Source organism: Micrococcus antarcticus, from assembly GCF_044872765.1.
In the GTDB taxonomy this organism is placed as follows: domain Bacteria; phylum Actinomycetota; class Actinomycetes; order Actinomycetales; family Micrococcaceae; genus Micrococcus.
Map to the genome: position 1 here is coordinate 1046210 of NZ_CP085253.1, position 21753 is coordinate 1067962.

Annotated in this window: 19 protein-coding genes; 6 read left to right on the plus strand and 13 right to left on the minus strand. The window is 72.6% G+C overall.

All coding sequences use genetic code 11. The features are described from left to right. Positions 1-37: 37 nt before the first annotated feature. The 4 genes from LG274_RS04810 to guaB all read right to left on the minus strand — a co-directional run bounded on the left by LG274_RS04810 (position 38) and on the right by guaB (position 4357). Positions 38-601, minus strand: a complete 564-nt coding sequence (locus LG274_RS04810; RefSeq protein ID WP_248118274.1) for a DUF3817 domain-containing protein — start codon at positions 599-601, stop codon at positions 38-40. Further along, a complete protein-coding gene (locus LG274_RS04815; RefSeq protein ID WP_404465733.1) occupies positions 598-1524 on the minus strand; it encodes an SURF1 family protein in 927 nt (308 codons plus the stop codon). The genes LG274_RS04810 and LG274_RS04815 overlap by 4 nt, the downstream gene beginning before the upstream one ends. A gap of 100 nt (positions 1525-1624) precedes the next feature. Then, on the minus strand, positions 1625-2761 hold the full coding sequence (locus tag LG274_RS04820; protein ID WP_343282034.1) for a GuaB3 family IMP dehydrogenase-related protein: 1137 nt from the start codon (positions 2759-2761) through the stop codon (positions 1625-1627). Between the two features lie 51 nt (positions 2762-2812). After that, entirely contained in the window at positions 2813-4357 is a 1545-nt protein-coding gene (gene guaB, locus LG274_RS04825) for an IMP dehydrogenase (protein WP_319074112.1), read from the minus strand. A 276-nt stretch (positions 4358-4633) separates the two neighbouring features. On the opposite strand from guaB, the gene LG274_RS04830 reads away from it, so the two are divergent. Continuing rightward, positions 4634-6064, plus strand: a complete 1431-nt coding sequence (locus LG274_RS04830; RefSeq protein WP_248118268.1) for a dicarboxylate/amino acid:cation symporter — start codon at positions 4634-4636, stop codon at positions 6062-6064. 354 nt (positions 6065-6418) lie between these two features. Here LG274_RS04830 and groL read toward each other — a convergent pair whose 3' ends face one another. Next, positions 6419-8026 carry a chaperonin GroEL gene (gene groL / locus LG274_RS04835; RefSeq protein WP_404465736.1) on the minus strand — a complete coding sequence of 536 codons (1608 nt, stop codon included), beginning with the start codon at positions 8024-8026 and terminating at the stop codon, positions 6419-6421. Between the two features lie 110 nt (positions 8027-8136). Continuing rightward, on the minus strand, positions 8137-8433 hold the full coding sequence (groES, locus tag LG274_RS04840; RefSeq protein ID WP_248115875.1) for a co-chaperone GroES: 297 nt from the start codon (positions 8431-8433) through the stop codon (positions 8137-8139). 728 nt (positions 8434-9161) lie between these two features. Between groES and LG274_RS04845 the strand changes: the two genes are divergently transcribed. Next, on the plus strand, positions 9162-10064 hold the full coding sequence (locus LG274_RS04845) for a hypothetical protein (protein WP_404465739.1): 903 nt from the start codon (positions 9162-9164) through the stop codon (positions 10062-10064). Between the two features lie 191 nt (positions 10065-10255). On the opposite strand, the gene LG274_RS04850 is transcribed toward LG274_RS04845, so the two are convergent. The 5 genes from LG274_RS04850 to LG274_RS04870 form a co-directional block, all read right to left on the minus strand. Further along, the gene (locus LG274_RS04850; RefSeq protein WP_248115879.1) at positions 10256-11011 is read right to left on the minus strand and encodes an ABC transporter ATP-binding protein; all 756 of its coding nucleotides are present in this window, start codon (positions 11009-11011) and stop codon (positions 10256-10258) included. Then, the gene (locus tag LG274_RS04855) at positions 11008-12078 is read right to left on the minus strand and encodes an iron chelate uptake ABC transporter family permease subunit (RefSeq protein ID WP_404465741.1); all 1071 of its coding nucleotides are present in this window, start codon (positions 12076-12078) and stop codon (positions 11008-11010) included. The genes LG274_RS04850 and LG274_RS04855 overlap by 4 nt, the downstream gene beginning before the upstream one ends. After that, positions 12071-13126 (minus strand): ABC transporter permease, encoded by a 1056-nt coding sequence (locus LG274_RS04860; protein ID WP_248115883.1) that lies wholly within the window; start codon positions 13124-13126, stop codon positions 12071-12073. Before LG274_RS04860 ends, LG274_RS04855 begins: the two co-directional genes overlap by 8 nt. Then, positions 13123-14247 (minus strand): siderophore ABC transporter substrate-binding protein, encoded by a 1125-nt coding sequence (locus LG274_RS04865; protein ID WP_404465744.1) that lies wholly within the window; start codon positions 14245-14247, stop codon positions 13123-13125. The genes LG274_RS04860 and LG274_RS04865 overlap by 4 nt, the downstream gene beginning before the upstream one ends. Positions 14248-14426: 179 nt before the next feature. Then, positions 14427-15785 (minus strand): class I SAM-dependent methyltransferase, encoded by a 1359-nt coding sequence (locus LG274_RS04870; protein ID WP_343282040.1) that lies wholly within the window; start codon positions 15783-15785, stop codon positions 14427-14429. 70 nt (positions 15786-15855) lie between these two features. Between LG274_RS04870 and LG274_RS04875 the strand changes: the two genes are divergently transcribed. The 3 genes from LG274_RS04875 to LG274_RS04885 all read left to right on the plus strand — a co-directional run bounded on the left by LG274_RS04875 (position 15856) and on the right by LG274_RS04885 (position 19337). Then, positions 15856-17055: a glutamate--cysteine ligase gene (locus LG274_RS04875; RefSeq protein ID WP_404465746.1), complete on the plus strand. Its 1200-nt coding sequence runs from the start codon at positions 15856-15858 to the stop codon at positions 17053-17055. 66 nt (positions 17056-17121) lie between these two features. Further along, positions 17122-18309 carry a zinc-dependent alcohol dehydrogenase gene (locus tag LG274_RS04880; protein ID WP_404465748.1) on the plus strand — a complete coding sequence of 396 codons (1188 nt, stop codon included), beginning with the start codon at positions 17122-17124 and terminating at the stop codon, positions 18307-18309. Continuing rightward, the gene (locus tag LG274_RS04885) at positions 18306-19337 is read left to right on the plus strand and encodes an NAD-dependent epimerase/dehydratase family protein (protein WP_404465750.1); all 1032 of its coding nucleotides are present in this window, start codon (positions 18306-18308) and stop codon (positions 19335-19337) included. Before LG274_RS04880 ends, LG274_RS04885 begins: the two co-directional genes overlap by 4 nt. A 158-nt stretch (positions 19338-19495) precedes the next feature. Here the strand turns inward: LG274_RS04885 and LG274_RS04890 are convergent, their stop codons facing one another. Further along, positions 19496-20047 carry a hypothetical protein gene (locus LG274_RS04890; protein WP_404465752.1) on the minus strand — a complete coding sequence of 184 codons (552 nt, stop codon included), beginning with the start codon at positions 20045-20047 and terminating at the stop codon, positions 19496-19498. A gap of 143 nt (positions 20048-20190) precedes the next feature. Here LG274_RS04890 and LG274_RS04895 point away from each other — a divergent pair, with 143 nt between their 5' ends. Continuing rightward, a complete protein-coding gene (locus tag LG274_RS04895; protein ID WP_404465754.1) occupies positions 20191-20967 on the plus strand; it encodes a cation transporter in 777 nt (258 codons plus the stop codon). Between the two features lie 8 nt (positions 20968-20975). Here the strand turns inward: LG274_RS04895 and LG274_RS04900 are convergent, their stop codons facing one another. After that, positions 20976-21449 carry a hypothetical protein gene (locus LG274_RS04900; protein ID WP_404465756.1) on the minus strand — a complete coding sequence of 158 codons (474 nt, stop codon included), beginning with the start codon at positions 21447-21449 and terminating at the stop codon, positions 20976-20978. Positions 21450-21753: the final 304 nt, after the last annotated feature.

Consider the following 21753-nt stretch of genomic DNA (forward strand, 5'->3'; position numbering starts at 1 on the left):
GGATAGTCCAGGCGTCCCGGGGCGCCGCGCCCGCGCCTCAGTAGCGGCGGGCGGCGGACGGGTACCGGTGGACCTCGTCGCGCACCACGCGGGTCATGCGCTTCTCCACGATGAAGGAGAGGAAGGGCACGACGCCACCGCCCGCCATCGCCAGCAGGCGCACCGGCTCCCAGCGCATGAGGGACCACAGGCGGAAGCACGCGAGGAGGTAGACCACGTACATCCAGCCGTGGGCGATGAGGATGAGGAGGGAGAGGTTCACTCCCCCGGTCACCGAGTCCTCCGGATGCAGGCCCAGCACGTTGGGCTCGCCGTCCACCGTGGTGCCGCCCGCGAACAGCTCCTGGTGGAGGCCGTACTTGAACACCATCTCCGCCACGAGCAGCAGGAGCATGACGCCCGTGATCCACGCGCACACCACGTAGAACCGGGTGGCCGAGCGGATCTGCTGCTGCGTGCCGGCGAACCGGCGGCTCTCCCGGCCCGGGCGCGGCGGCGGCTCGGGGAGGTCGGCCTCGGTGATGTCCTCGGGGTCCGGCAGGCTCGTCGGGTCCACCGCGGCGTGCGCGTCCGGTCGGGACTGGGGGTCGGGATGGCTCATCGTGTCTGCTCCTTCGGGGGACCCGCGGGTCCGTCGTCATGCGGGGTGCGCGCGGCCTGCGCCGCGAGCGCCCGCTCCTTGGCCTCGCGCGTGGCGGCCCGGCGCCGGGCGAGCTCCTCGGCCCGCCACTGGGCGGCCCACTCCTCGTCCAGGCGGGCCTCCTCCAGCTCGCGCTCGTGGTCGTCGCGCACGAACCGCCACCACAGGAAGAGGGCGAAGCCCGCGAAGAGGATCCACTCGATCGCGTAGAACACGTTCAGCCAGACGACCTGCGTCTCCTCCGGCTGCGGCGGCACCCACACGGGCTCGAGGCCTCCCGGGGCGGCCCCCGCCGAGACGTCCGCGCCCACCGCGTCCGTCACCGCGAACGCGGCCACGTAGGCGGCGTAGGAGGGCTCGTCCCAGACGTTGACCAGCTGGCCGGGGGCGAGCGTGGTGTACACGGGGCGCCCGGAGGTCTCCGCGGGCTCCGTGGAACGGGGCAGGGGGCCGTCCGGGGGCAGGAGGCGCCCGGTCAGGGTCACCTCGCCCGTGGGCGCCGGGTCCACGAGGGCGGCGTCCTCCGACCAGCCCCGCACGACGGGGACGACCTCGCCGTCCGGGGCGCCGGCCACCCGGAAGGCCGTCACGGTCCAGAAGCCCTGCCGCCCCTCGTGCAGGCGCCGGGCGATGAGTGCGTCCGTGCCCGGGATGAACGCCCCGGACGCGGTGACGACCTGATCCGCCTGCGAGGCCAGGAGCGGCTCGGAGGGGCGGACGTGGTCCGTGAACGGGACGGCGTTCTCCGTCTGCGTGCGGGGCGGCGGGGCCGCCGTCTCCGCAGACTGGAACTGCCAGCGTGAGAGGGCCACGAACAGGCCGGCCGCCACGAGGGCCAGCACGAGCGTGGCCAGCCACACGGGCTTCAGGGCGGTACGGAGCACCCGAGATCACTTCTTCCGGAACGGGACGGGAGGGCCGCAGCGACGGCGGGCCGAGGGGCGGTCGGCCGGGGCAGGCGGTGGCCCGCCCCGGCGCCGGTGGTCACATCACGTGCGTGGGCGCGACGATGACCTCCACCTTCTGGAAGTCCTTGAGCTCGGTGTAGCCCGTGGTCGCCATGGCGCGCTTGAGCGCGCCCATGAGGTTGGAGGTGCCGTCCGTCTGGTGGCCGGGGCCCCACAGGAGCTCCTGGAGCGGTGCGACGGTGCCGACGTGCGTGCGGTGGCCGCGCGGCAGGTCCGGGTGGGCGGCCTCGAGGCCCCAGTGCCAGCCGGCTCCGGGCGCCTCGGCGGCGCGGGCGAGCGCGGTGCCGAGCATGACGGCGTCGGCGCCCATCGCGAGGGCCTTGACGATCTGGCCGGACGTGCCCAGGCCGCCGTCGGCGATCACCTGCACGTAGCGGCCGCCGGACTCGTCCATGTAGTCGCGCCGGGCCTCGGCGATGTCCGAGATGGCCGTGGCCATGGGGACGCGGATGCCGAGGGCGCGGCGCGTCGTCGTCGAGGCGCCGCCGCCGAAGCCCACGAGCACGCCGGCCGCGCCGGTGCGCATGAGGTGCAGCGCCGGGGTGTAGCCCGCGGCGCCGCCCACGATCACGGGGACGTCGAGCTCGTAGATGAACTGCTTGAGGTCCAGCGGCTCGTGCGTGGAGGACACGTGCTCGGCGGAGACGGTGGTGCCGCGGATGACGAAGAGGTCCACGCCCGCGGCGAGCACGGTCTTGTAGAACTGCTGCGTGTTCTGCGGAGTGAGGGAGCCGGCCACCACGACGCCGGCCTCGCGGATCTGCGCGAGGCGCGCCGTGATCAGCTCGGCCTGGATCGGCGCGTCGTAGATCTCCTGGAGGCGGCGGGTGACCTCGGGGCTGCCGGGGGCCGCCTCGAGCGCGGCGATCTCCTCCAGCAGCGGCGCGGGATCCTCGTGCCGGGTCCACAGGCCCTCGAGGTTCAGCACGCCGAGGCCGCCCAGGCGGCCCAGCGCGATGGCCGTGTCCGGGCTCATCACGGAGTCCATGGGGGCGCCGATCACGGGCATGTCGAACGTGTAGGCGTCGATCCGCCAGGACAGGTTCACATCCCCCGGGTCCCGGGTCCGGCGGGCCGGCACCACGGAGACGTCGTCGAGGGAGAAGGCGCGGCGGCCGCGCTTTCCACGGCCGATCTCAATCTGATTCGTCACCTCCCCAGCATATCCCAGGGATCCTGGGCGCCACCGGGGAGGGCGCCGGGCTCAGCGGGAGCTGTAGTTCGGCGCCTCCACGGTCATCATGATGTCGTGCGGATGGGACTCCTTGAGGCCCGCGGAGGTGATGCGCACGAAGCGTCCGTTCTCCTTGAGGTCCGCGATGGTGGGCGCGCCCGTGTAGAACATGGTCTGGCGCAGGCCGCCCACGAGCTGGTGCACCACGTTGGCGACGTGGCCGCGGTAGGGCACCTGGCCCTCGATGCCCTCGGGGATCAGCTTGTCCTCGGCCGGCACGTCCGCCTGGAAGTAACGGTCCTTGGAGTAGGAGCGCTTGCCGTTGCGGGTCTGCATGGCGCCCAGGGAGCCCATGCCGCGGTAGGCCTTGAACTGCTTGCCCTGGTAGAACACCAGGTCGCCCGGGGACTCGGCGGTGCCGGCCAGCAGGGAGCCGAGCATCACGGAGTCGGCGCCGGCCACGAGCGCCTTGCCGATGTCGCCGGAGTGCTGCAGGCCGCCGTCGGCGATCAGCGGCACGCCCGCGGGGCGCGTGGCCTTGGCCGCCTCGTAGATCGCGGTGATCTGGGGGACACCGACGCCGGCCACCACGCGCGTGGTGCAGATGGAGCCCGGGCCGACGCCGACCTTCACGGCGTCCGCGCCGGCGTCGACGATCGCCTTGGCGCCCGCGTACGTGGCGGCCTGGCCGCCGATGATGTCCACGTGCGCCGCGGCCTTCTCCTTCTTCAGGCGGGCGATCATGTCCAGCACGCCGTGGGTGTGGCCGTTGGCGGTGTCCACCACGAGGGCGTCCACGCCCGCCTCGACGAGCGCCATGGCCCGCTCCCAGCCGTCGCCGAAGAAGCCGACGGCACCGCCCACGCGCAGGCGGCCCTCCTCGTCCTTCGCGGCGTCCGGGTACTTCTCCGCCTTGTCGAAGTCCTTGACGGTGATCAGGCCCTGCAGCCGGTTCTGATCGTCCACGAGGGGGAGCTTCTCGATGCGGTGGCGGGAGAAGAGCGCGACCGTCTCCTCGCGGGAGATGCCCACGGGGCCCGTGATGAGCGGCATCGGCGTCATGGCCGAGCGCACCGTGCGGGTGGCGAAGTCCTCGTGGTCCACGAAGCGGACGTCGCGGTTGGTGATGATGCCGACCAGCACGCCGTCCGTGTCCACCACGGGCAGGCCGGAGACGCGGTACTGCGCGCACAGCTCGTCGAGCTCCTCGAGGGTGGCGTCCGGGCCGACGGTGACGGGGTCCGTGATCATGCCGGACTCGGAGCGCTTCACCGTGTCCACGTGCGAGGCCTGGTCCTCGATGGAGAGGTTGCGGTGGATGATGCCCATGCCGCCCTGGCGCGCCATCGCGATGGCCAGCGGCGCCTCGGTCACGGTGTCCATGGCGGCCGAGATGACGGGGATGTTCAGGCGGATCCGCTTGGTCACCTGCGTCCCGGTGTCCGCGTCCGCCGGGATGACGTCCGTGTGGCTGGGCAGGAGGAGGACGTCGTCGTACGTCAGGCCGAAGAATCCGAACGGATCGGCGGCGGAGTGGACGGGGTCCGAGGACGGGCCGGTGCTGGTGGTGGTCACGAAGGGGCCTTTCGAGACGGGGGTTTCCGCGATTCTATGCCCACGGGGTGGTGCGCCGGGGATGGGTGCGTCGGCGGTCACAGGGTCGGGCGGGTCCGGGTGGAGGACCGGAGACGGAGGTCGGCATGGGAGCTCCCCGATGATGTGACGGTCGGGGCGGTCCCGTGAGGTCCGCCATGATTCGCGCACGGGCTGCCGGCGAGACCGGCGTCACGCCCGAGTCACAGAACGCAACCCGTTTCGTCGTCGTGCTAGGCACCCTCCTAGCCTCTCCCGGTGAGCACAGCACAGACCTCCCCCGCACCGGCCGCGCGACGCCGGCTCCCCGCCTGGATGACCAACTTCGGCTGGCAGATCGTGGCCGCCCTCGTCCTCGGCCTCGTCCTCGGCCTCCTCGCCCGCGGCATGGGCCACACCGAGGAGAATCCGACCTGGCTCGGAGAGATGCTCGACCTGATCGGCGGCATCTACGTGACCCTCCTGAAGGCCGCGGTCGTCCCGCTGGTCTTCTTCGCCGTCGTCGCCTCCATCGCCAACCTCGCCCAGGTGACCAACGCGGCCCGCCTGGCCGCGAAGACCCTGCTGTGGTTCGCGATCACGAGCCTCATCGCCGTGCTGGTGGGCCTCGCCGTGGGCGTGATGCTGCAGCCCGGCGTCGGCACCGGGCAGACCGCCCCGGACTCATACAACGCCCGCGACGTGGGCTGGCTCGACTTCGTGACCTCCATGGTCCCGGTCAACTTCCTCGGCCTCACCGTGAAGGCGTCCACCAGCGACGCCGGCGCCGTCGTCGCCTCCCCCACCTTCAACGTGCTCCAGGTGCTTGTCATCTCGATCGCGGTGGGCGTCGCCGCCCTCAAGGTGGGCGAGAAGGCCGAGCCGTTCCTCGCGTTCTCCCGCTCGATGCTGGCCATCATCCAGAAGGTCCTGTGGTGGATCATCCGCCTCGCACCGATCGGCACCATCGGCCTGCTGGGCACCGCCGTGGCCTCCTACGGCTGGTCCACCATGGGCACGCTCGTGAAGTTCGTGATCGCCATCTACATCGGCCTCGCCCTCATCATGCTCGTGGTCTACCCGCTGCTGGCCCGAGCGCACGGCCTCTCCGTGCGGCAGTTCTTCTCCGGCGTGTGGCCGGCGTTCCAGCTGGGCTTCGTCTCCCGCTCCTCGCTGGGCACCCTGCCCGTGACCCAGCGCGTGGCCGAGCGGAACTTCGGCGTGCCCACCGGCTACGCCTCCTTCGCCGTCCCGCTGGGCGCCACCACCAAGATGGACGGCTGCGCCGCCATCTACCCCGCCATCGCGGCCGTGTTCGTGGCGCAGTTCTACGGCATCGACCTGAGCCTCGGCCAGTACGCGCTGATCGTGCTCGTCTCCGTGCTGGGCTCGGCGGCCACGGCCGGCACCACCGGCGCCACCGTGATGCTCACGCTCACCCTCTCCACCGCGGGCCTGCCCCTCGAGGGCATGGCGCTGCTGCTCGCCGTCGACCCGATCGTGGACATGGGGCGCACCGCCCTGAACGTCTCCGGCCAGGCGCTCATCCCGGCCCTCGTGGCCAAGCAGGAGGGCATCCTGGACCAGGCCCGCTACGACGCCGAGCGCGGCGACGTGATGGCCGACGACGACGCCGAGATCGTCGAAGCCCGGGCGCAGGACCGCGCCGACACGCAGGCGCAGATGGTCGGGGTCGACACGCGTCCCTGACGCGGCCCCTCGCTCGACGCGCTGATCAGGGGAGGAGGGGCCATGGCCCCTCCTCCCCTGGCCTGTCCCCACGTCGGCGACTCCCTCGGCGCGCCGCCCGGTGGTCCCGAGCCCTCTCCCCCGCGACCCCCCCCCTGGCGCAGGACCTCATCACGCGGCGGTCCGTCACGGCGCCGGGTCCGACGTCCCGGACCGCCATCGATCCCGTTGCGTCAAGGACGCGGCCGCGGAGCGCCCCGGTGCGCCAACGGAAGCGGGCACAGGTGCGGAGGCGCGAAACGGCCCGTCATCTGCGCGCGCAGATGACGGGCCGTCGTCGTGAGGGAGCCGGCCCTGCCGGCGTCGTCACTCAGCTCAGTGCTGGTGGCCGTGCTCGTCCTCGTCCTCGGGCTTGTCCGCCACGAGGGTCTCGGTGGTGAGCACGAGCGCCGCGATGGACGCCGCGTTGGCCAGCGCGGAGCGGGTGACCTTCACGGGGTCGATCACGCCGTCGGCGAGGAGGTCGCCGTACACGCCCGTCTTCGCGTTGTAGCCGTGGTTCGGCTCCAGCTCGGCGACCTTGGAGACGACGACGTAGCCGTCCTCGCCCGCGTTCTGGGCGATCCAGCGCAGCGGCTGCTTGAGCGCCTTGCGCACGATCTCCACGCCCGCGGCGGCGTCCCCGGTGAGGGCCTGCACGTCGGCGTCCTCGTCCAGGACGGAGAGGGCGTTGATGAGGGCGGTGCCGCCGCCGGCGACGATGCCCTCCTCGAGCGCGGCACGCGTGGAGGACACGGCGTCCTCGATGCGGTGCTTGCGCTCCTTGAGCTCCACCTCGGTGGCGGCGCCCACGCGGATCACGCCGATGCCACCGGCGAGCTTGGCGAGGCGCTCCTGCAGCTTCTCGCGGTCCCAGTCGGAGTCGGTCGCGGCGACCTCGGCCTTGATCTGGGAGACGCGGGCGTCCACGTCGGCCTTCTCACCGCCGCCGTCCACGATCGTGGAGTTGTCCTTGGACACGGTGATGCGGCGGGCGGTGCCGAGCACGTCGAGGTCGGCCTGCTCGAGCTTCATGCCGAGGTCCGGGGAGACCACCTGGGCGCCGGTGAGGATCGCGATGTCCTGCATCATGGCCTTGCGGCGGTCGCCGAAGCCCGGGGCCTTCACGGCCACGACGTTCAGGGTGCCGCGGATCTTGTTGACCACGAGGGTGGACAGGGCCTCGCCCTCGACGTCCTCCGCGATCACGAACAGCGGGCGGTTGGACTGCAGGACCTTCTCCAGCAGGGGCAGCAGCTCCTGCACGTTGGAGATCTTGCCGGAGTTGATGAGGATGTACGGGTCCTCGAGCACGGCCTCCTGACGCTCGGCGTCGGTGACCATGTACGGGGACAGGTAGCCCTTGTCGAACTGCATGCCCTCGGTGACGTCCAGCTCCGTCGAGGTGGTGGAGGACTCCTCGATGGTGATGACGCCGTCGGTGCCCACGGTGTCGAAGGCGCGGGCCAGCAGCTCGCCGACCTCGTCCGACTGCGCGGAGATGGCGGCCACGTGGGCCACGTTCTTGCCCTCGACCGGGCGGGCGTTCTCCAGCAGGCGCTTCTCGACGGCGGACACGGCCGCCTCGATGCCCTTCTTGACGTCGTTCGGCGCGGCGCCGGCGGCGACCTGGCGCATGCCCTCGTTCACGAGGGCCTGGGCCAGCACGGTGGCGGTGGTGGTGCCGTCGCCCGCGATGTCGTTGGTCTTGGTGGCGACCTCCTTGGCGAGCTGGGCGCCCATGTTCTCGTAGGGGTCGTCCAGCTCGATCTCACGGGCGATCGTGACGCCGTCGTTGGTGATGGTGGGGGCACCCCACGCCTTGTCGAGCACCACATTGCGGCCCTTGGGGCCGAGCGTCACCTTGACGGTGTCGGCGAGCTTGTCGATGCCGGCCTGGAGGGCGCGGCGTGCGTCGTCGTTGAATGCCAGCTGCTTGGCCATGACGGACGCTCCTTTCGGTTCAGGAAGTCTTCGGGGAGTGCGGGACGCGTCGGGCCCGGGGCGGCGCACCGGTGGGGTGCGCTCCGCTCACCGGGCCCGACGCGCGGGGGTCACTTGGTGACGATGGCCAGCACGTCGCGGGCGGAGAGGACGAGGTACTCCTCGCCGCCGACCTTGACCTCGGTGCCGCCGTACTTGGAGTACAGGACGACGTCGCCCTCGGCGACGTCCACCGGCACGCGGCTGCCGTTCTCGGCGACGCGGCCCGGGCCCACGGCCACGACCTGGCCCTCCTGGGGCTTCTCCTTGGCGGTGTCCGGGATGACGAGGCCGGAGGCGGTGGTCTGCTCGGCCTCCAGCGGGCGGACGACGATGCGGTCCTCGAGGGGCTTGATGGCAACGGACATGCTGCACACTCCTTCTTGTTCGACGTGCGGGCCGGCGACAGGGCCGCCGAGTCTGCGTTGACGTGGTCTCAGGGGGTGCCACGGGCGTGGAGACCCTCCGTCGTCGCGGTGCCGCAGGGCCCATCCTCGGGCGTTGGCACCCGGTACCCCCGAGTGCCAGTGTCGACTCTACTCCGGGCCTTGGCACTCCTTCAACACGAGTGCCAGCCGCGTCCGGCGGCGGGGTCCGCTCGCCGACTCGCCGCGCGGCTCGAGTCGTCAGCGCCCACTCCTGGCCCCTTGCCGTATGGACCCGGTTCCAGGGTGGTCACAACACGCCGTCTGCAAGAAGTTCAGGCGGCGTGTTGCGACCATCCTGCGGGGGGCGGGGCGGCGGGGACGGGGCCGGGCGGCGGGGCCGGGCGGCGGGGCCGGGGCCGGGGCGAGGCGGGGGCGGGAAACAGGGCGGGAGAGCCATAGGGGTCGTCGGGAGGGAGGCGGGGCCACCCTCCCCCGGAGCGGACACGCAACGCCCCCTGCACAGCGGCCGACGGCGGGCTGCCCCATCCCCAGATGTGCTCACCGCGAGCGTCGCACGGTCCCGCTGCGCCGAGGCTTCGGCCATGTCGCCGACGCCGCCCTCGGGCCTTCCTCCCCTGCCTCCTGCGTTCACCACAGCTGAAGCGCGGACAGCGGGGGTGCCCCCTCAACGGCTGCGACGCGCTGACCTCTCCACTCCCCTGCACGGCGTGCGGGTCCGCGCGGAGTCTCCCGGCCCGTCATGGGCGGACGTCGGCCTGGCCGAACCGGGCCACGGATGGAGCGGTGCTGTCCTCGCCGCCCTGCTGCGCCGACGCGGTGCGGCGGTGCTCTCCCACGACACCGCGGCTCATCTGCACGGCATGCCGACCCCGCACGCCGCGGCCCCCTCCAGCCTCGTCCACGTCACGCTCCCGCCGGGGCAGCGGCTGCGGCGCGAGGGCGTCGCCCCGCACCGTCGGGATCTTCCAGCGCACCACGTGGGTGCCGTCCACGGGCTGCGGGCCACCACGCCGGAGCGGACCTGGGCGGACCTGTGCACGCGCGGCGCTCCGTGGACGCCCGAGGACCTCATCGCCGCCGGCGACCACCTGCTCGCCCGGCCATGGTCGCGGCGAGGACGACGCGAGCCGGCGTCGACTCCGGAGGGGCTGGCCGCCGTCGTGGCGGCGCTGGGTGGTGTACCGGGCATCGATGCGGCGCGACGGGCGCTGGCGCAGGTGCGCGTGGGGTCGGACTCTCCCCTGGAGACGCGTGTGCGGCTCGATCTGATCGCTGCGGGGCTGGGCGAACCCATCCTGCAGTTCCGCCTCGACGCCGCCGATCCCCAGTGTCCCGAGGTGGACCTGTACTACGCCGACGGCGCCGTCGCCCTCGAGTACGACGGCGCGCATCACCTCGCGCGGGAGCAGCAGGCCCGGGACGCCCGGCGGGACCGCTGGCTCCTCGCGCGGGGGGTCGCTCCCCTGCGGGTGACGGCCGAGGATCACCGTGAGGCCTGCCGACGGCTGGTCGAGGTCATTCTCGGACGGCGGGCGGCGGGGCATCGCATCGACCCGCGCCCGGAGTCCACCTCGCAGAGTGGTCACGACGCGCCGCCTGCCGAGAGTTGAGACGGCGTGTTGTGACCACTCTGGGAGGGTGTGGGCGTCTCTGGGAGGGTGTGGGGGTCTCTGGGAGGGTGTGGGCGTCTCTCGGAGGGTGTGGGCGTCGGATGGAGGGACCGGAGACCACACGGGCGGCCGACGGCAGCTCAGCCCAGCTCAGCCCCGCCCCGCCCAGCTCCAGCCCCGCCCAGCCCCGCTCAGTAGTAGACGGCGAGCGGGCCGGCCGGCCCCTCCACCACGTGGCACGGCGTCTTGAAGATCCGCTCGAGGACCTCGGGGCGCATGATCTCGTGGGGCGAGCCCGTCTCCACCACCTGGCCGTCGCCCATGGCCACGATGTGGTCGGCGTAGTGCGCGGCGAAGTTGATGTCGTGCAGCACGATCACCACGGTGCGGCCCAGCTCGTCGGCGGCGCGGCGCAGCTGCTGCATCATCTGCACCGAGTGCTGCATGTCCAGGTTGTTCAGCGGCTCGTCGAGCAGCACGTACTCGGTGTTCTGCGCGAGCACCATGGCCACGTAGGCACGCTGACGCTGGCCGCCGGAGAGCTGGTCGAGGTAGCGGTTCTCGAACGGCCCCAGGCCCAGGAAGTCCACGGCCTCGGAGATGTGGCGCTCGTCGTCGAGGGTCAGCCGCCCGCGGGAGTACGGGTACCGTCCGAAGCCCACGAGCTGCCGCACCGTCAGGCGCGTGATGAAGTGGTTCTCCTGGCGCAGGATGGAGAGGGTCTGCGCGATCCGCCGCGAGGGGGTCGCGGTGATGTCCTGGCCGCCCACGGCGATCGTCCCGGCGTCCGCGTCCTGAAGCCGCCCGATCATCGTCAGCACGGTGGACTTGCCCGCGCCGTTGGGCCCCACGAGGGCGGTGATGCCCCCGGCGGGGATCTGCAGGTCCACCGGACCGATGCACACCTCGTCACTGTGGCGCTTGGTGACGCCCCGCAGTTCGATCACAGCCGACCCTTTCTCATCACGACGATCAAGAAGGTGATGCCGCCCACGAGCTCGATGACCACGGTGACCGCACCCCCCGCGTAGAAGACGTGCCGCAGCACGAAGTAGGCGCTCGCGAGCACGGCGTAGCCGGCCAGTGCGGCCACGGGCAGCACGAGACGGTGGTCGTACGTGTCCGTGATGGAGTACGCCAGTGTGGCCACGAGGAAGCCGAGGAACGTCATCGGCCCCACCAGGGCGGTGGTCATGGCCATGAGCACGGAGACGAGCAGCAGCGTCCCCATGAGCTCCCGGCGGTGGCTCAGCCCCAGGTTGGTGGACACGTCGGCGCCGAGGGCCACCACGTTCATTCGCCGCGAGCGCAGCCACAGCAGGAGGCACACCACGACGACGATCGGCGCGGCCACCGCCACGTACTCGGTGCGCGCGTTGGAGATGTTGCCGAACAGGCGGGCCGAGAGCACGTCGAACGAGTTGGGGTCCAGCAGGCGCTGCATGAAGGTGCTCAGCGCCGCCAGTCCCCCGCCCAGGACCACGCCCACGAGCAGCATCAGGTGCATGCTCCCGTACGGCCGGGAGAGCAGCCACGAGTACAGGGCGGTGGCCAGCACCACCATGAGCGCAGCCTGGGCCAGGAAGGGCCCGGTCCCGCTCACCACGGCGACGCCGGCAGCCCCCAGCGCGTATACGGCGGCGGTCTGCACCGCCACGTAGAGGGCCTCGAAGCCCATGATCGAGGGAGTGATGATCCGGTTGCCGGTGGCGGTGTGGAAGCTGACCGTGGCGAACGCGTGGCACAGGGCCACGAGGGCGATCACCCCGATCGCGTCCACGCGCATCCCGGCGATGAGCCAGAACGCGCGGGAGCCCGGCGTCGCCTCATTGCCCCACAGCAGGATGCCGGCCGTCGCGGCCAGCCCGACGACGGCGAGCACCGCCACGGTCACGAGGTACCGGGTGCGCTCGGTGCGGGTGACGAACGGGCCGGACGCGCGAGCGCGGTCGGCGAGGGGACCGGCGGCGGTGGAGCCGCGGCGCAGCCCCGGGACGGTGCGGGCCTCAGCCATGCTTGGCCTGCCTCAGCAGCAGGGCGAGGAACACCACGGCCCCCACGACGCCGAGGATCAGGGAGATCGGCACCTCGAAGGGCATGATCACGGTGCGCCCGATGACGTCGCACACGATGACCACCCAGATGCCCACCATGACCACCCACGGCAGGTTGGTGCGCAGGTTGTCCCCGCGCACCATGGAGACGATGTTCGGCACCACGAGCCCCAGGAAGGGAAGGGCCCCGATCACCACGGTGACCACGCCCGTGGCCACGGACACCATCGCGACGCCGGTGAAGACGACCGCCTCGTAGTTCAGCCCCACGTTCGTGGCGATGTCCTTGCCCAGCCCGGCCACGGTGAAGCGGTCAGCGATCACGAAGACCGCCACGCACACGGCCAGCACGATGAACAGCAGCTCGTAGCGGCCGCGCACCACGGAGGTGAAGGAGCCGGCGAACCACGCGCCCATCTGCTGGAGCATGTCGGTCTGCAGCGCGAGGAACGTCGAGGCCGAGCCCACGACGGCGCCCATCATGATGCCCACGATCGGCACAATCAGGGAGGAGGAGAGCCGCACGCGGCGCAGGAACAGGAAGAAGACCATGGTGCCCACGAAGGCGAACAGCACGGCGCCGACCATGCGGGTCATGATCCCGGCGCCCGGGATGAGGAGCATGGTGACCAGCAGCCCCAGCCCCGCCCACTCGGTGGTGCCGGTCGTGCTGGGCTCGACGAACCGGTTCTGCGTCATGAGCTGCATGATCAGCCCGCACATGGCCATGGCGGCGCCGGCCAGGATCAGCGCGATCGTGCGGGGCACGCGCGTGATGCCGAACATCTCCGCCCCGCCCTCCGCGCCGAGGTCGTAGACCCCCACGAAGAGGGAGAGGACGGTGAGCGCCACGGTGATCGCGGCGCCGGCGAGCAGGGGCCACGTGCGCTGCCAGCGCGAACGCTCGGGGCGCAGGACGGCGGGAGGGACCCAGCACACGCGTTCGCCCGGACCCGCCGCGAGGGGCTGGGTCCGGGCGTCGACGGTGCCGGTGGGCGACTGGGTCACCGGGCGCCCTCGAAGGCGTCCGCGAGATCCTCCATGACGGTGGTGTGGTTCTGGATGTCCTCGGCGACGTAGAAGTCGGCGGGCAGGTACACGATGTTGCCCTCCTTCACCGCGGTCACGTCCTGGAGGGCCTCGGAGCGCTCGACCAGCTCGGCGGCGGTGGCGTTCTCCTCGCCGACGGCGGCGTCGCGGTCCATGACGATCAGCCAGTCCGGGTTCGACTTCGCGATGGCCTCGACGGAGATGTCATCGCCCTGGTGGTTGTCGGTGCCCGACTGCTCGAGGGCCGGGGTCAGGTCCAGCATGTCGAAGAACGGGCCGATGGCGCGACCGGTGCTGGGCGCGACGTACGACAGCTCGCCGCCCGAGGCGATGAGGCCCATGACGGTCTGCTCGGGGTCGTAGGCGTCCTTGGCGCGCTGCGTGGCGGCGTCGAAGTCGGCGATGAGCTTCTCGGCATCGGCCTCGTGGCCGGTGGCCTCGCCCAGCAGGGTGGTCAGCTTCTTCAGGCCCTCGTCCATGGGGGTCTGCGTGACGTCGAAGTTCGTGTCCACGACGGCGGCGTCGCCGGTCAGCTCGTCGATCTCCGCCTTGCGCTCGTTGAACCGCTGGCCGTTGAAGACGACGTCCGGCTCGGCGGTGACGAACAGCTCCATGTCCGGCTCCCGGTGGTTGCCGATGTCGGCGACCGAGTCGTCCTGGAGGTAAGAGGGCCCGCCCTCGCCCTTGTACATGATCTGCTTCGGCGCGGCCGACAGCTCGACGCCCCAGTCGTCCAGGGTGCGGAAGGTGCGGTTGTCGGTGGCGATGATGGAGTCGACCTCCTCCGGCAGGGTGACCTCGGTGCCGGACATGTCGGTGACGGTGACCCCGGCCGCCACGCCGCCCGAGGCGGCCGAGGAGCCGCCGGCGGAGCTCGCGGACGCTGAGGACTCGCCGGAGGCGCTTGCGGAGGACGAGCCCGTACCGGAGGCGCTCGCGGAGGACGAGCCCGTGCCGGAGGCGCTCGCGGAGGACGAGCCCGTGGCTGCGCCGCCGGCGGAGCAGCCGACGAGGGCGAGGGCGGCGACCGAGGTCAGGGCGATCGCCGACAGGCGAGGGGCGTGGGGGGCGCGCTGCATGGTTCTCCTCCCGGGCGCCGCTCGAGGCGGGCCGAGGTCTGGGGTGTCTCGTCAGGGTCGGCAGGGCCCACCCTCAGGTGAGGCTTGCCTCAGTGGATTAAAGTACACATGAGTGCGCTAATCAACAAACCGGGGCCCCGACTCCGCGGATCCGATGTCGGACGGCGACATCGAGACCCTCAGCCCACCCCGTCCAGGGGCGTCACCTCGAGGGCCACGCGGCGTCCGCCGACGCGGGCGAGGACGAGGGTCCCGTGCGCGCCCGCCGCTGCCCCGCCGCCGGCCCGGCGGCCCTTCTTCCCCGCGCCCTTCCCCGCCCCCGCGAGAAGGCGGGCCCGCAGCTCCTCCGGGCGCACGTCCACGCCGCGCTTCTTCACGTCCAGGCGGGTGATGCCGCGCTCGCGCACCCAGCGGCGCAGCGCCTTCACGTCGAGGGGGTGGACGGCCTCCACCCGGTATCCGCGCGCCAGCGGGGAGGGCACGGGGGCCTCGGTCACGAGGTAGGCCAGGTGCGGGTCGAGCAGCCGGGCCACCGCGCCGCCCTCCTCCCATGCGGCGCCGAGGTCCGTGACGAGGCCCGCGCGGATCACGGCGCCGTCGGGCTCGTGGAGGACGCAGCCCGGCAGGGCGTCCAGTCCCGCCTCCCCCACGGACTCGAGGGCGGGCGAGCCGCCGGGACGATCGCGCAGCACGGCGACGGACGGCCGGGGTCTCCGCGTGTCGATGACGGCGGCCGCGCGGACCCCCGGCGCCGTCGTCAGCGCGTTGAACCACAGCACCACCTCGACGACGTCGCCGTCCACGGAGACCCATTCCGCCTCGGCCTCCGCGGGGACGTGCTCGTGCGGCAGCCCCGGGCCGAGCTTGGCGCCCACCGCGCGCCCCTCGGCGGCCAGCCCCAGGACGAAGGACAGCGGCGGGGAGAACGCCTCCGGGTCGAACACGCGCGCCGAGCCCGAGCTGGAGATCCGGCGTCGGGCCGGATCGAACCACAGGGCGTCCACATCGTCGGCGTGGGCGCCCGCCCACGCGAGCGCGTCCCCCTCCTCCACCCGCGCCCCGGGCGCCAGCGCGGCCATGTTGGCGGCGGCCACGGCGGCCACCACGGGATCCCGCTCCACGGCGACGACGGACAGCCCGGCGCGCGCGAGGCCGAGGGCATCGGCCCCGATCCCGCAGCCCAGGTCCGCCACCGAGCGCAGCCCGGCCGCCGTGAACCGCTCAGCGCGGCGTTCGGCCACGACCCGGCGGGTGGCCTGCTCGAGCCCGTCGCGAGTGAAGAGCATCCGATCGGCGAGGTCGCCCAGCTTGGTGCGGGCCGCCCGGCGCAGCGCGGCCTGGGTGAGCACCGCGGCCACGAGCTCGGGGGCGTGGCCGGCGGCCCGCAGCCGTGTGGTGGAGGCCAGCGGGTCGGCGACGTCCGCGTCGGTCAGCGAGTCCAACAGCTCCCGGCCGGCCCCGGTCAGTGCGGGGGCCAGGTGCGTGGCGTCCGGGGAGGAGTCCTCGGCGGAGGGGCGGGGGTCGCGGTCGTCGGCCATGGATCCAGGCTAGGGCCCGGGTCGGGCAGCGCCGCCCCGCCGGGCTCGCCCGCGCCTCTAAGATGTCTGCATGAGCCTCCCGTTCCAGCAGTCGGCGCAGTCCACCCTCGGCATCGAGTGGGAGCTCGCACTCGTGGACGCCGTCACCGGCGACCTGCGTGCCGAGGCCCCGGAGGTCATCGCGGCCGCCCGCGACGTCGCCGGCCTCGGCCCGGAGGACGAGCACCCGCACGTCACGGCGGAGATGCTGCAGAACACGGTGGAGCTGGTCACGGGCGTGCACCGGACCGCCGGTGCCGCGGCCGAGGAGCTGCGCGGGATCGCCGCCGGCATCCTCACGGCCGCCGAGGCGCGCGGCCTGCAGCTCTACTGCCAGGGCTCGCACCCCTTCGCGGAGCCCTGGCTGCAGCCGGTCACGGACAAGGACCGGTACAACCGCGTCGTGGAGATCGCCCAGTACTGGGGGCGGCAGATGCTGATCTTCGGCGTTCACGTGCACGTGGGCCTCGACGACGTCTCGAAGGCGATGCCCGTGGTCAACGGCCTCGTCAACCGCTTCCCCCACCTCCTCGCCCTCTCCACCTCCTCCCCCTTCTGGGCCGGCCACGACACCGGCTACCAGTCGCAGCGCACCCAGGTTTTCCAGCAGCTGCCGACGGCGGGCCTGCCCCACCAGTTCGAGGACTACGCGGACTTCGAGCGCTGCGTGGAGCAGATGGTCCAGGCAGGCATGGTGGCCGACGCCACGGAGTGCCGCTGGGACGTGCGCGCCGTCCCTCGTCTCGGCACGGTCGAGATGCGGGTGTGCGACGGCATGGCCACGATCGAGGAGATCGCCGCCGTCACAGCCCTGACGCAGTGCCTCGTGCACGATCTCTCGTCCCGGCTCGAGTGCGGCGCGGACGCTCCCGCGATCCTGCCGCCGTGGTATGCGGCCGAGAACAAGTGGCGGGCCGCCCGCTACGGCCTCGAGGCGCGCGTGATCCTCGACGCCGAGGGCAACGACGCTCCCGTGGCCGAGCACCTCGGCGAGGAGCTGGAGCGTCTCGCCCCCGTGGCCCGCGAGCTCGGCTGCGAAGCGGAGCTGGACCACGTGCACGCCATGATGGCCGAGAGCGGCGCGGCGCGGCAGCGGCGGATCGAGCGGGAGGCCGCGAGCGTGCCCCCGGCGGAGGGGCAGGCGCCCGACGACGCCGTGGCCCCGCTGCGCGCCGTGGTGCTCGACGCCGCCGCACGGACCCGCACGTCCCTGCGCTCCACCACCGGCTGAGGAGTTCCAGGTCAGGAGCGCGTCAGCGCTTTCGCCGGCCCCGGACCCGGGACTACGGTGGGCGGCATGCGAGCACTCACCTGGCAGGGCAAGCGAACCGTCTCCGTCGAGGACGTCCCGGATCCGCGGATCCAGGAGCCCACGGACGCCATCATCAAGGTCACCTCCACCGGCATCTGCGGATCCGACCTCCACCTCTACGAGGTCCTCGGCCCGTTCATGGACGCCGGTGACATCGTCGGCCACGAGCCCATGGGCATCGTGCAGGAGGTCGGCTCGGCCGTCACCCACATCAAGCCCGGCGACCGCGTGGTCATCCCCTTCATCATCGCCTGCGGGCACTGCTGGATGTGCGAGCGCGGGCTGCAGTCCCAGTGCGAGACCACCCAGGTCCGCTCCCAGGGCTCCGGCGCGGCCCTGCTGGGCTACTCCCGCCTCTACGGCTCCGTGCCCGGCGGCCAGGCCCAGTACCTGCGGGTCCCCCACGCCGACTACGGGCCCATCAAGGTCCCCCACACCGGCCCCGACGAGCAGTGGCTCTTCCTCTCCGACGTCGTCCCCACTGCGTGGCAGGGCGTGCAGTACGCGAACCTCTCCAAGGGCGACACCCTCGCCGTGCTCGGCCTCGGCCCGATCGGCCAGATGGCCGCGCGCATCGGCGTGCACCTCGGCTACCGCGTGATCGGCGTCGACCCCGTCGCCGAGCGTCGCCACATGGCCGCGCGTCATGGCGTCGAGGTCATGGACATGCAGGGCTGGGGCGGCCGCGAGGTCCCCGAGCTGCTGCGCGAGGCCACCGGCGGCCGCGGCCCGGACGGCGTCGTGGACGCCGTGGGCATGGAGGCCCACGGCTCCCCCGTGGCCAAGGCCGCGCACCAGGCCGTCGGGATGCTTCCCGACGCCGTGGGCCGCGCCGCCATGAACACCGCCGGCGTGGACCGCCTCAACGCCCTCCACACGGCCATCGAGGCCGTCCGCCGCGGCGGCACCGTGTCCCTGAGCGGCGTCTACGGCGGCATGCAGGACCCGATGCCCATGTTGACCATGTTCGACAAGCAGATCACCCTCACCGAGGGCCAGTGCAACGTGCGCCGCTGGATCGACGACCTGTTGCCCCTCATGGACGACCCGTCCGACCCGCTGGGCGTCCTGGACCTCACCACGCACACGGCGCCCCTCGAGGACGCCCCGCGCATGTACGAGATGTTCCAGAAGAAGGAGGACGGCTGCATCAAGGTGGTCCTGCAGCCGTGAGGATCGTCGTCCTCGGCGCGACGGGCAATGTGGGCACCGCCCTGCTCGAGCGCCTCCACCGGGCCCCGGAGGTCACCCGCGTCGTCGGTGTGAGCCGCCGGGGCCCCGACCGGGCGGGAGCCCCCTACGACGACGTCGAGTGGCACCTCCTGGACATCGCCGACCCCGCCTCCACGCCCCGGCTGGAGGCGATCCTGCGGGGCGCCGACGCCGTCGTCGACCTCGTGTGGGTGATCCGTCCCAACCGGGACCGCGCGCTCCTGCGCGCCGTGAACGTGGTGGGGAACGAGCGGGTCTTCCGGGCGGCGGCCACGGCGCGCGTCCCCCATCTGGTCTACGCGTCCTCCGTGGGCGCGTACGGACCGGGTCCGAAGCACGTCGCCGTCGACGAGTCGCACCCGACGACGGGCGTGCCGACCTCGCACTACGCCGCCCAGAAGGCGGAAGTTGAGACGATCCTCGACCGCGTGCAGGCAGAGAACCCCCGGATGCTCGTGACCCGGCTGCGGCCAGGCCTCATTTTCCAGGCCGCCGCCGGTCCGGAGATCAAGGACTACTTCCTCGGGGACCTCGTCCCCGGCCGGCTGGTCGCCCGGCTGCGGACGCCGCTGCTTCCCTTCCCGGCGGGCCTGCGCTTCCAGGCGCTCACCGCGCAGGACGTGGCGGAGGCGTACTGGCAGGTGATCGCCCACCGCGCGGGCGGTCCGTTCAACGTGGCGGCCGATCCCGTGCTCGACGCGCACACGATGGGCACGGCGCTCGAGGCAAAGCGGATCCTGGAGCTGCCGATGGGCCTGTTCCGGACCCTCGCCTCGCTCACCTACCGCGCCCGGCTGCAGCCCACGGACCCGGGATGGCTGGACATGGCCGCCGCAGTGCCCGTGATGGACACCTCCGCGCTGCGGCGGGCGACCGGCTGGCGCCCGACGACCGACGCGCGCGAGGCCGTCCGGCTCGTCCTCGACCACCTCGACGGGCGTGAAGGCCTGGGCAACGCCGCGCACCGCTCCCACTCCCCGGTGGAGTGAGGACATGACGACGACGGCGCCACCCCCCACCCGCTGATCGACCGCGCTGAGCGCGTGCCCGGCGGGGCCCAGCCCGGGGTGCGGCAGGCGGGAGCCCGCGTACGGGACGAGGGGCACGTGGTCCGCGTCGAGAGGTTCGCGGTGCCCCGCGCCGGACGTCAGCGTCGGCGGGCCTCGGGGTCCCGGTGGTCCAGGAATCGGTCCAGCAGCGTCGCGTCGATCACCTGCTGGAGCTCCTGGACGTGGGCGAGGGTGGCCGTGTAGCGCTCGTGCGCCTCATCGGCGTCCAGGCCAGGGTGGTAGGGGGCGAGGTTCTCGAGGAGACGCCACATCTCGGACTGCGCGCGCAGCGCCCCCGTGAGGATCTCCAGCTCGACCTGCGTCCACCCCGAGCCCTTCGAGCGCACGGCGTTCACGGGGTTGGCCCGGCCGCCGACGGCGGCGATCGCACCCATGGCCCGGTGCGTGACCGGCGTCGAGAATCCGAGGCGGGCGATGATGGACGTCAGCGTCCGCTGGCTCGAATCGACGTCGTCGGCGATGCCCCGCAGCACGGCCTCGTGCGGGGTGTCCTTCCAGGTGCCCGCGGCGGCGCGGAACGACGGGACGCCGGGGCGGGATCCGAGCAGGTGCTGGTTCAGGTAGTCCTCGAGCATGCCCTCGTCGAGGGAGGGCCGGGCATCGGGCGTGGAGCCGGGGGTCGCAATCATGGAGCATGTCTACGGGAGGCACCCCGACGTGCTCAAGGGATCACCGGCTGACGGTGCCCACCGGCTGCCCCGGGTCCGCGCCGAAGAACGGGTCCGAGGGGGCGATGCCGTCGCGCACCAGGCGCGCGCCCAGCGCGGCGACCATGGCCCCGACGCGGGCCCGGCCCTACGGCTCTCACCGGTCCGTCGGGGTGGGGCACCTCGTGGCCGCCGTCGCCCTGTCCGTGATGGGCGTGGTCCTCGTCGGCGACTCCATCCTGGGCCTGGTGACGGCGGAGCACCCGCCCATCGGCACGTTCGACCTGTTCGGGCACACCGTGTGGCAGGGCTGGTTCATGATGGCCGTGATGGCCCTGTCCGTGCCCGGGCCCATGATCCTCGGCCACAAGAAGCTCACGCTGGCCGAGCAGCTCCACGACCGCGTGCTGTACGCGGACGCGGACATGAACAAGGCGGACTGGCAGACGGGCGTGGCCACCATCGTCGGCGTGGCCGGCATCGGCCTGGGCTGGGGGTGGGCGGACTCCGCTGCGGCGATCTTCGTGGGCGTGAGCATCGTGCTGGACGGCTGGAAGAACCTCAAGGAGGCCGTCAAGAACCTGGCGGATCGCCGCGCCGCCACGATCGACGGCGCCCGGCCGCACCCGCTCATCGACCGTGCTGAGCGGGTCGCCTGGGCGGAGCCGTGGGTGCGCCATGCGGGCGCCCGCGTCCGAGACGAGGGCCACGTGTTCCACGTGGAGATGTTCGTGGTGCCGCACGAGGGGGCGGACGTGACGGTGGCCCGCTGCTGCGCGTTGCGGGACGCGATCGCCGCCCTGGATTGGAAGCTGCAGGACGTCGTCGTCGCCCCGGTGGACGAGCTGCCCGCCGAGGTGCACGGTGGTCGGTCCGGGGAGCATCAGACGGGTGAGGAGTAGCCCGGGGCTCAGCCTGCCAGGAACCGTCCCTCAAGGGTGGCGGAGGTGATGCGCTGGACCTCGCGCTGCTGGTCGGCGGTCCTCTGGCGCAGGGCGTGCATCTCGGCGGCGTCGACCGCCGGCAGGTGCGGCGCAAGCTGTGCGAGGACGTCCCACATCGCGAACTTGGCCTGGAGCATGCCCTGCAGCAGGTCCAGTTCGATCTGCGTCCAGCCGGAGTCGCGCGTGCGCAGCGCGTTCACGGGGTTGAGGCGTCCGCCGACCTCGGCCGCCGCGCCGGCGGCCCGGTCCACCAGCGGGGTGCGGAGGCCCAGTTCGCCGATGAGCGCCTCGAGGCGGTCCTGGTCGTCCTGGACGGCGTCGCCGAGGCGGCGCAGCGCGGCCTCCTGCGGGGTGCCGGCCCAGGTCTGCTCGGCGGCGCGGAACGCCTTCACACCGGAGCGGGAGCCGAGCAGGTGCTGATTGAGGAAGTCCTCCAGCATCTACTCGTCCACAGCGGCGGAGGTGGACTCGGAGCGGGGGTGCTCATGGCCGGTCATGGCCGGTCATGGCCGGTCATGGCCGGTCATGGGCGGTCATGGGCGGTCATGGGCCCTGTCTACGGAGCCCCTGGTCCGACTGCAAGGGCTGACCTGCCGGGCGGCACCCGCGTGCCCGCCGCGGACGAGATCTAGCTGATCCGGTGCATCCGAAGGGCGCCGCAGTCCAGGTTCGGCCAGGCGGCCACGGGAAGGCCGGCGGCCGCTCACGGGGCGAGGGCGGGCCGGGCCCCGCAATGGCTCCCAG

Coding starts and splice junctions, on each gene's coding strand:
- LG274_RS04810 (WP_248118274.1), bottom strand. CDS start 601: ATGAGCCATCCCGACCCCCAGTCCCGACCGGACGCGCACGCCGCGGTG.
- groL (WP_404465736.1), bottom strand. CDS start 8,026: ATGGCCAAGCAGCTGGCATTCAACGACGACGCACGCCGCGCCCTCCAG.
- groES (WP_248115875.1), bottom strand. CDS start 8,433: ATGTCCGTTGCCATCAAGCCCCTCGAGGACCGCATCGTCGTCCGCCCG.
- LG274_RS04855 (WP_404465741.1), bottom strand. CDS start 12,078: ATGGCTGAGGCCCGCACCGTCCCGGGGCTGCGCCGCGGCTCCACCGCC.
- LG274_RS04865 (WP_404465744.1), bottom strand. CDS start 14,247: ATGCAGCGCGCCCCCCACGCCCCTCGCCTGTCGGCGATCGCCCTGACC.
- LG274_RS04870 (WP_343282040.1), bottom strand. CDS start 15,785: ATGGCCGACGACCGCGACCCCCGCCCCTCCGCCGAGGACTCCTCCCCG.
- LG274_RS04875 (WP_404465746.1), top strand. CDS start 15,856: ATGAGCCTCCCGTTCCAGCAGTCGGCGCAGTCCACCCTCGGCATCGAG.
- LG274_RS04880 (WP_404465748.1), top strand. CDS start 17,122: ATGCGAGCACTCACCTGGCAGGGCAAGCGAACCGTCTCCGTCGAGGAC.
- LG274_RS04890 (WP_404465752.1), bottom strand. CDS start 20,047: ATGATTGCGACCCCCGGCTCCACGCCCGATGCCCGGCCCTCCCTCGAC.
- LG274_RS04895 (WP_404465754.1), top strand. CDS start 20,191: ATGGCCCCGACGCGGGCCCGGCCCTACGGCTCTCACCGGTCCGTCGGG.
- LG274_RS04900 (WP_404465756.1), bottom strand. CDS start 21,449: ATGCTGGAGGACTTCCTCAATCAGCACCTGCTCGGCTCCCGCTCCGGT.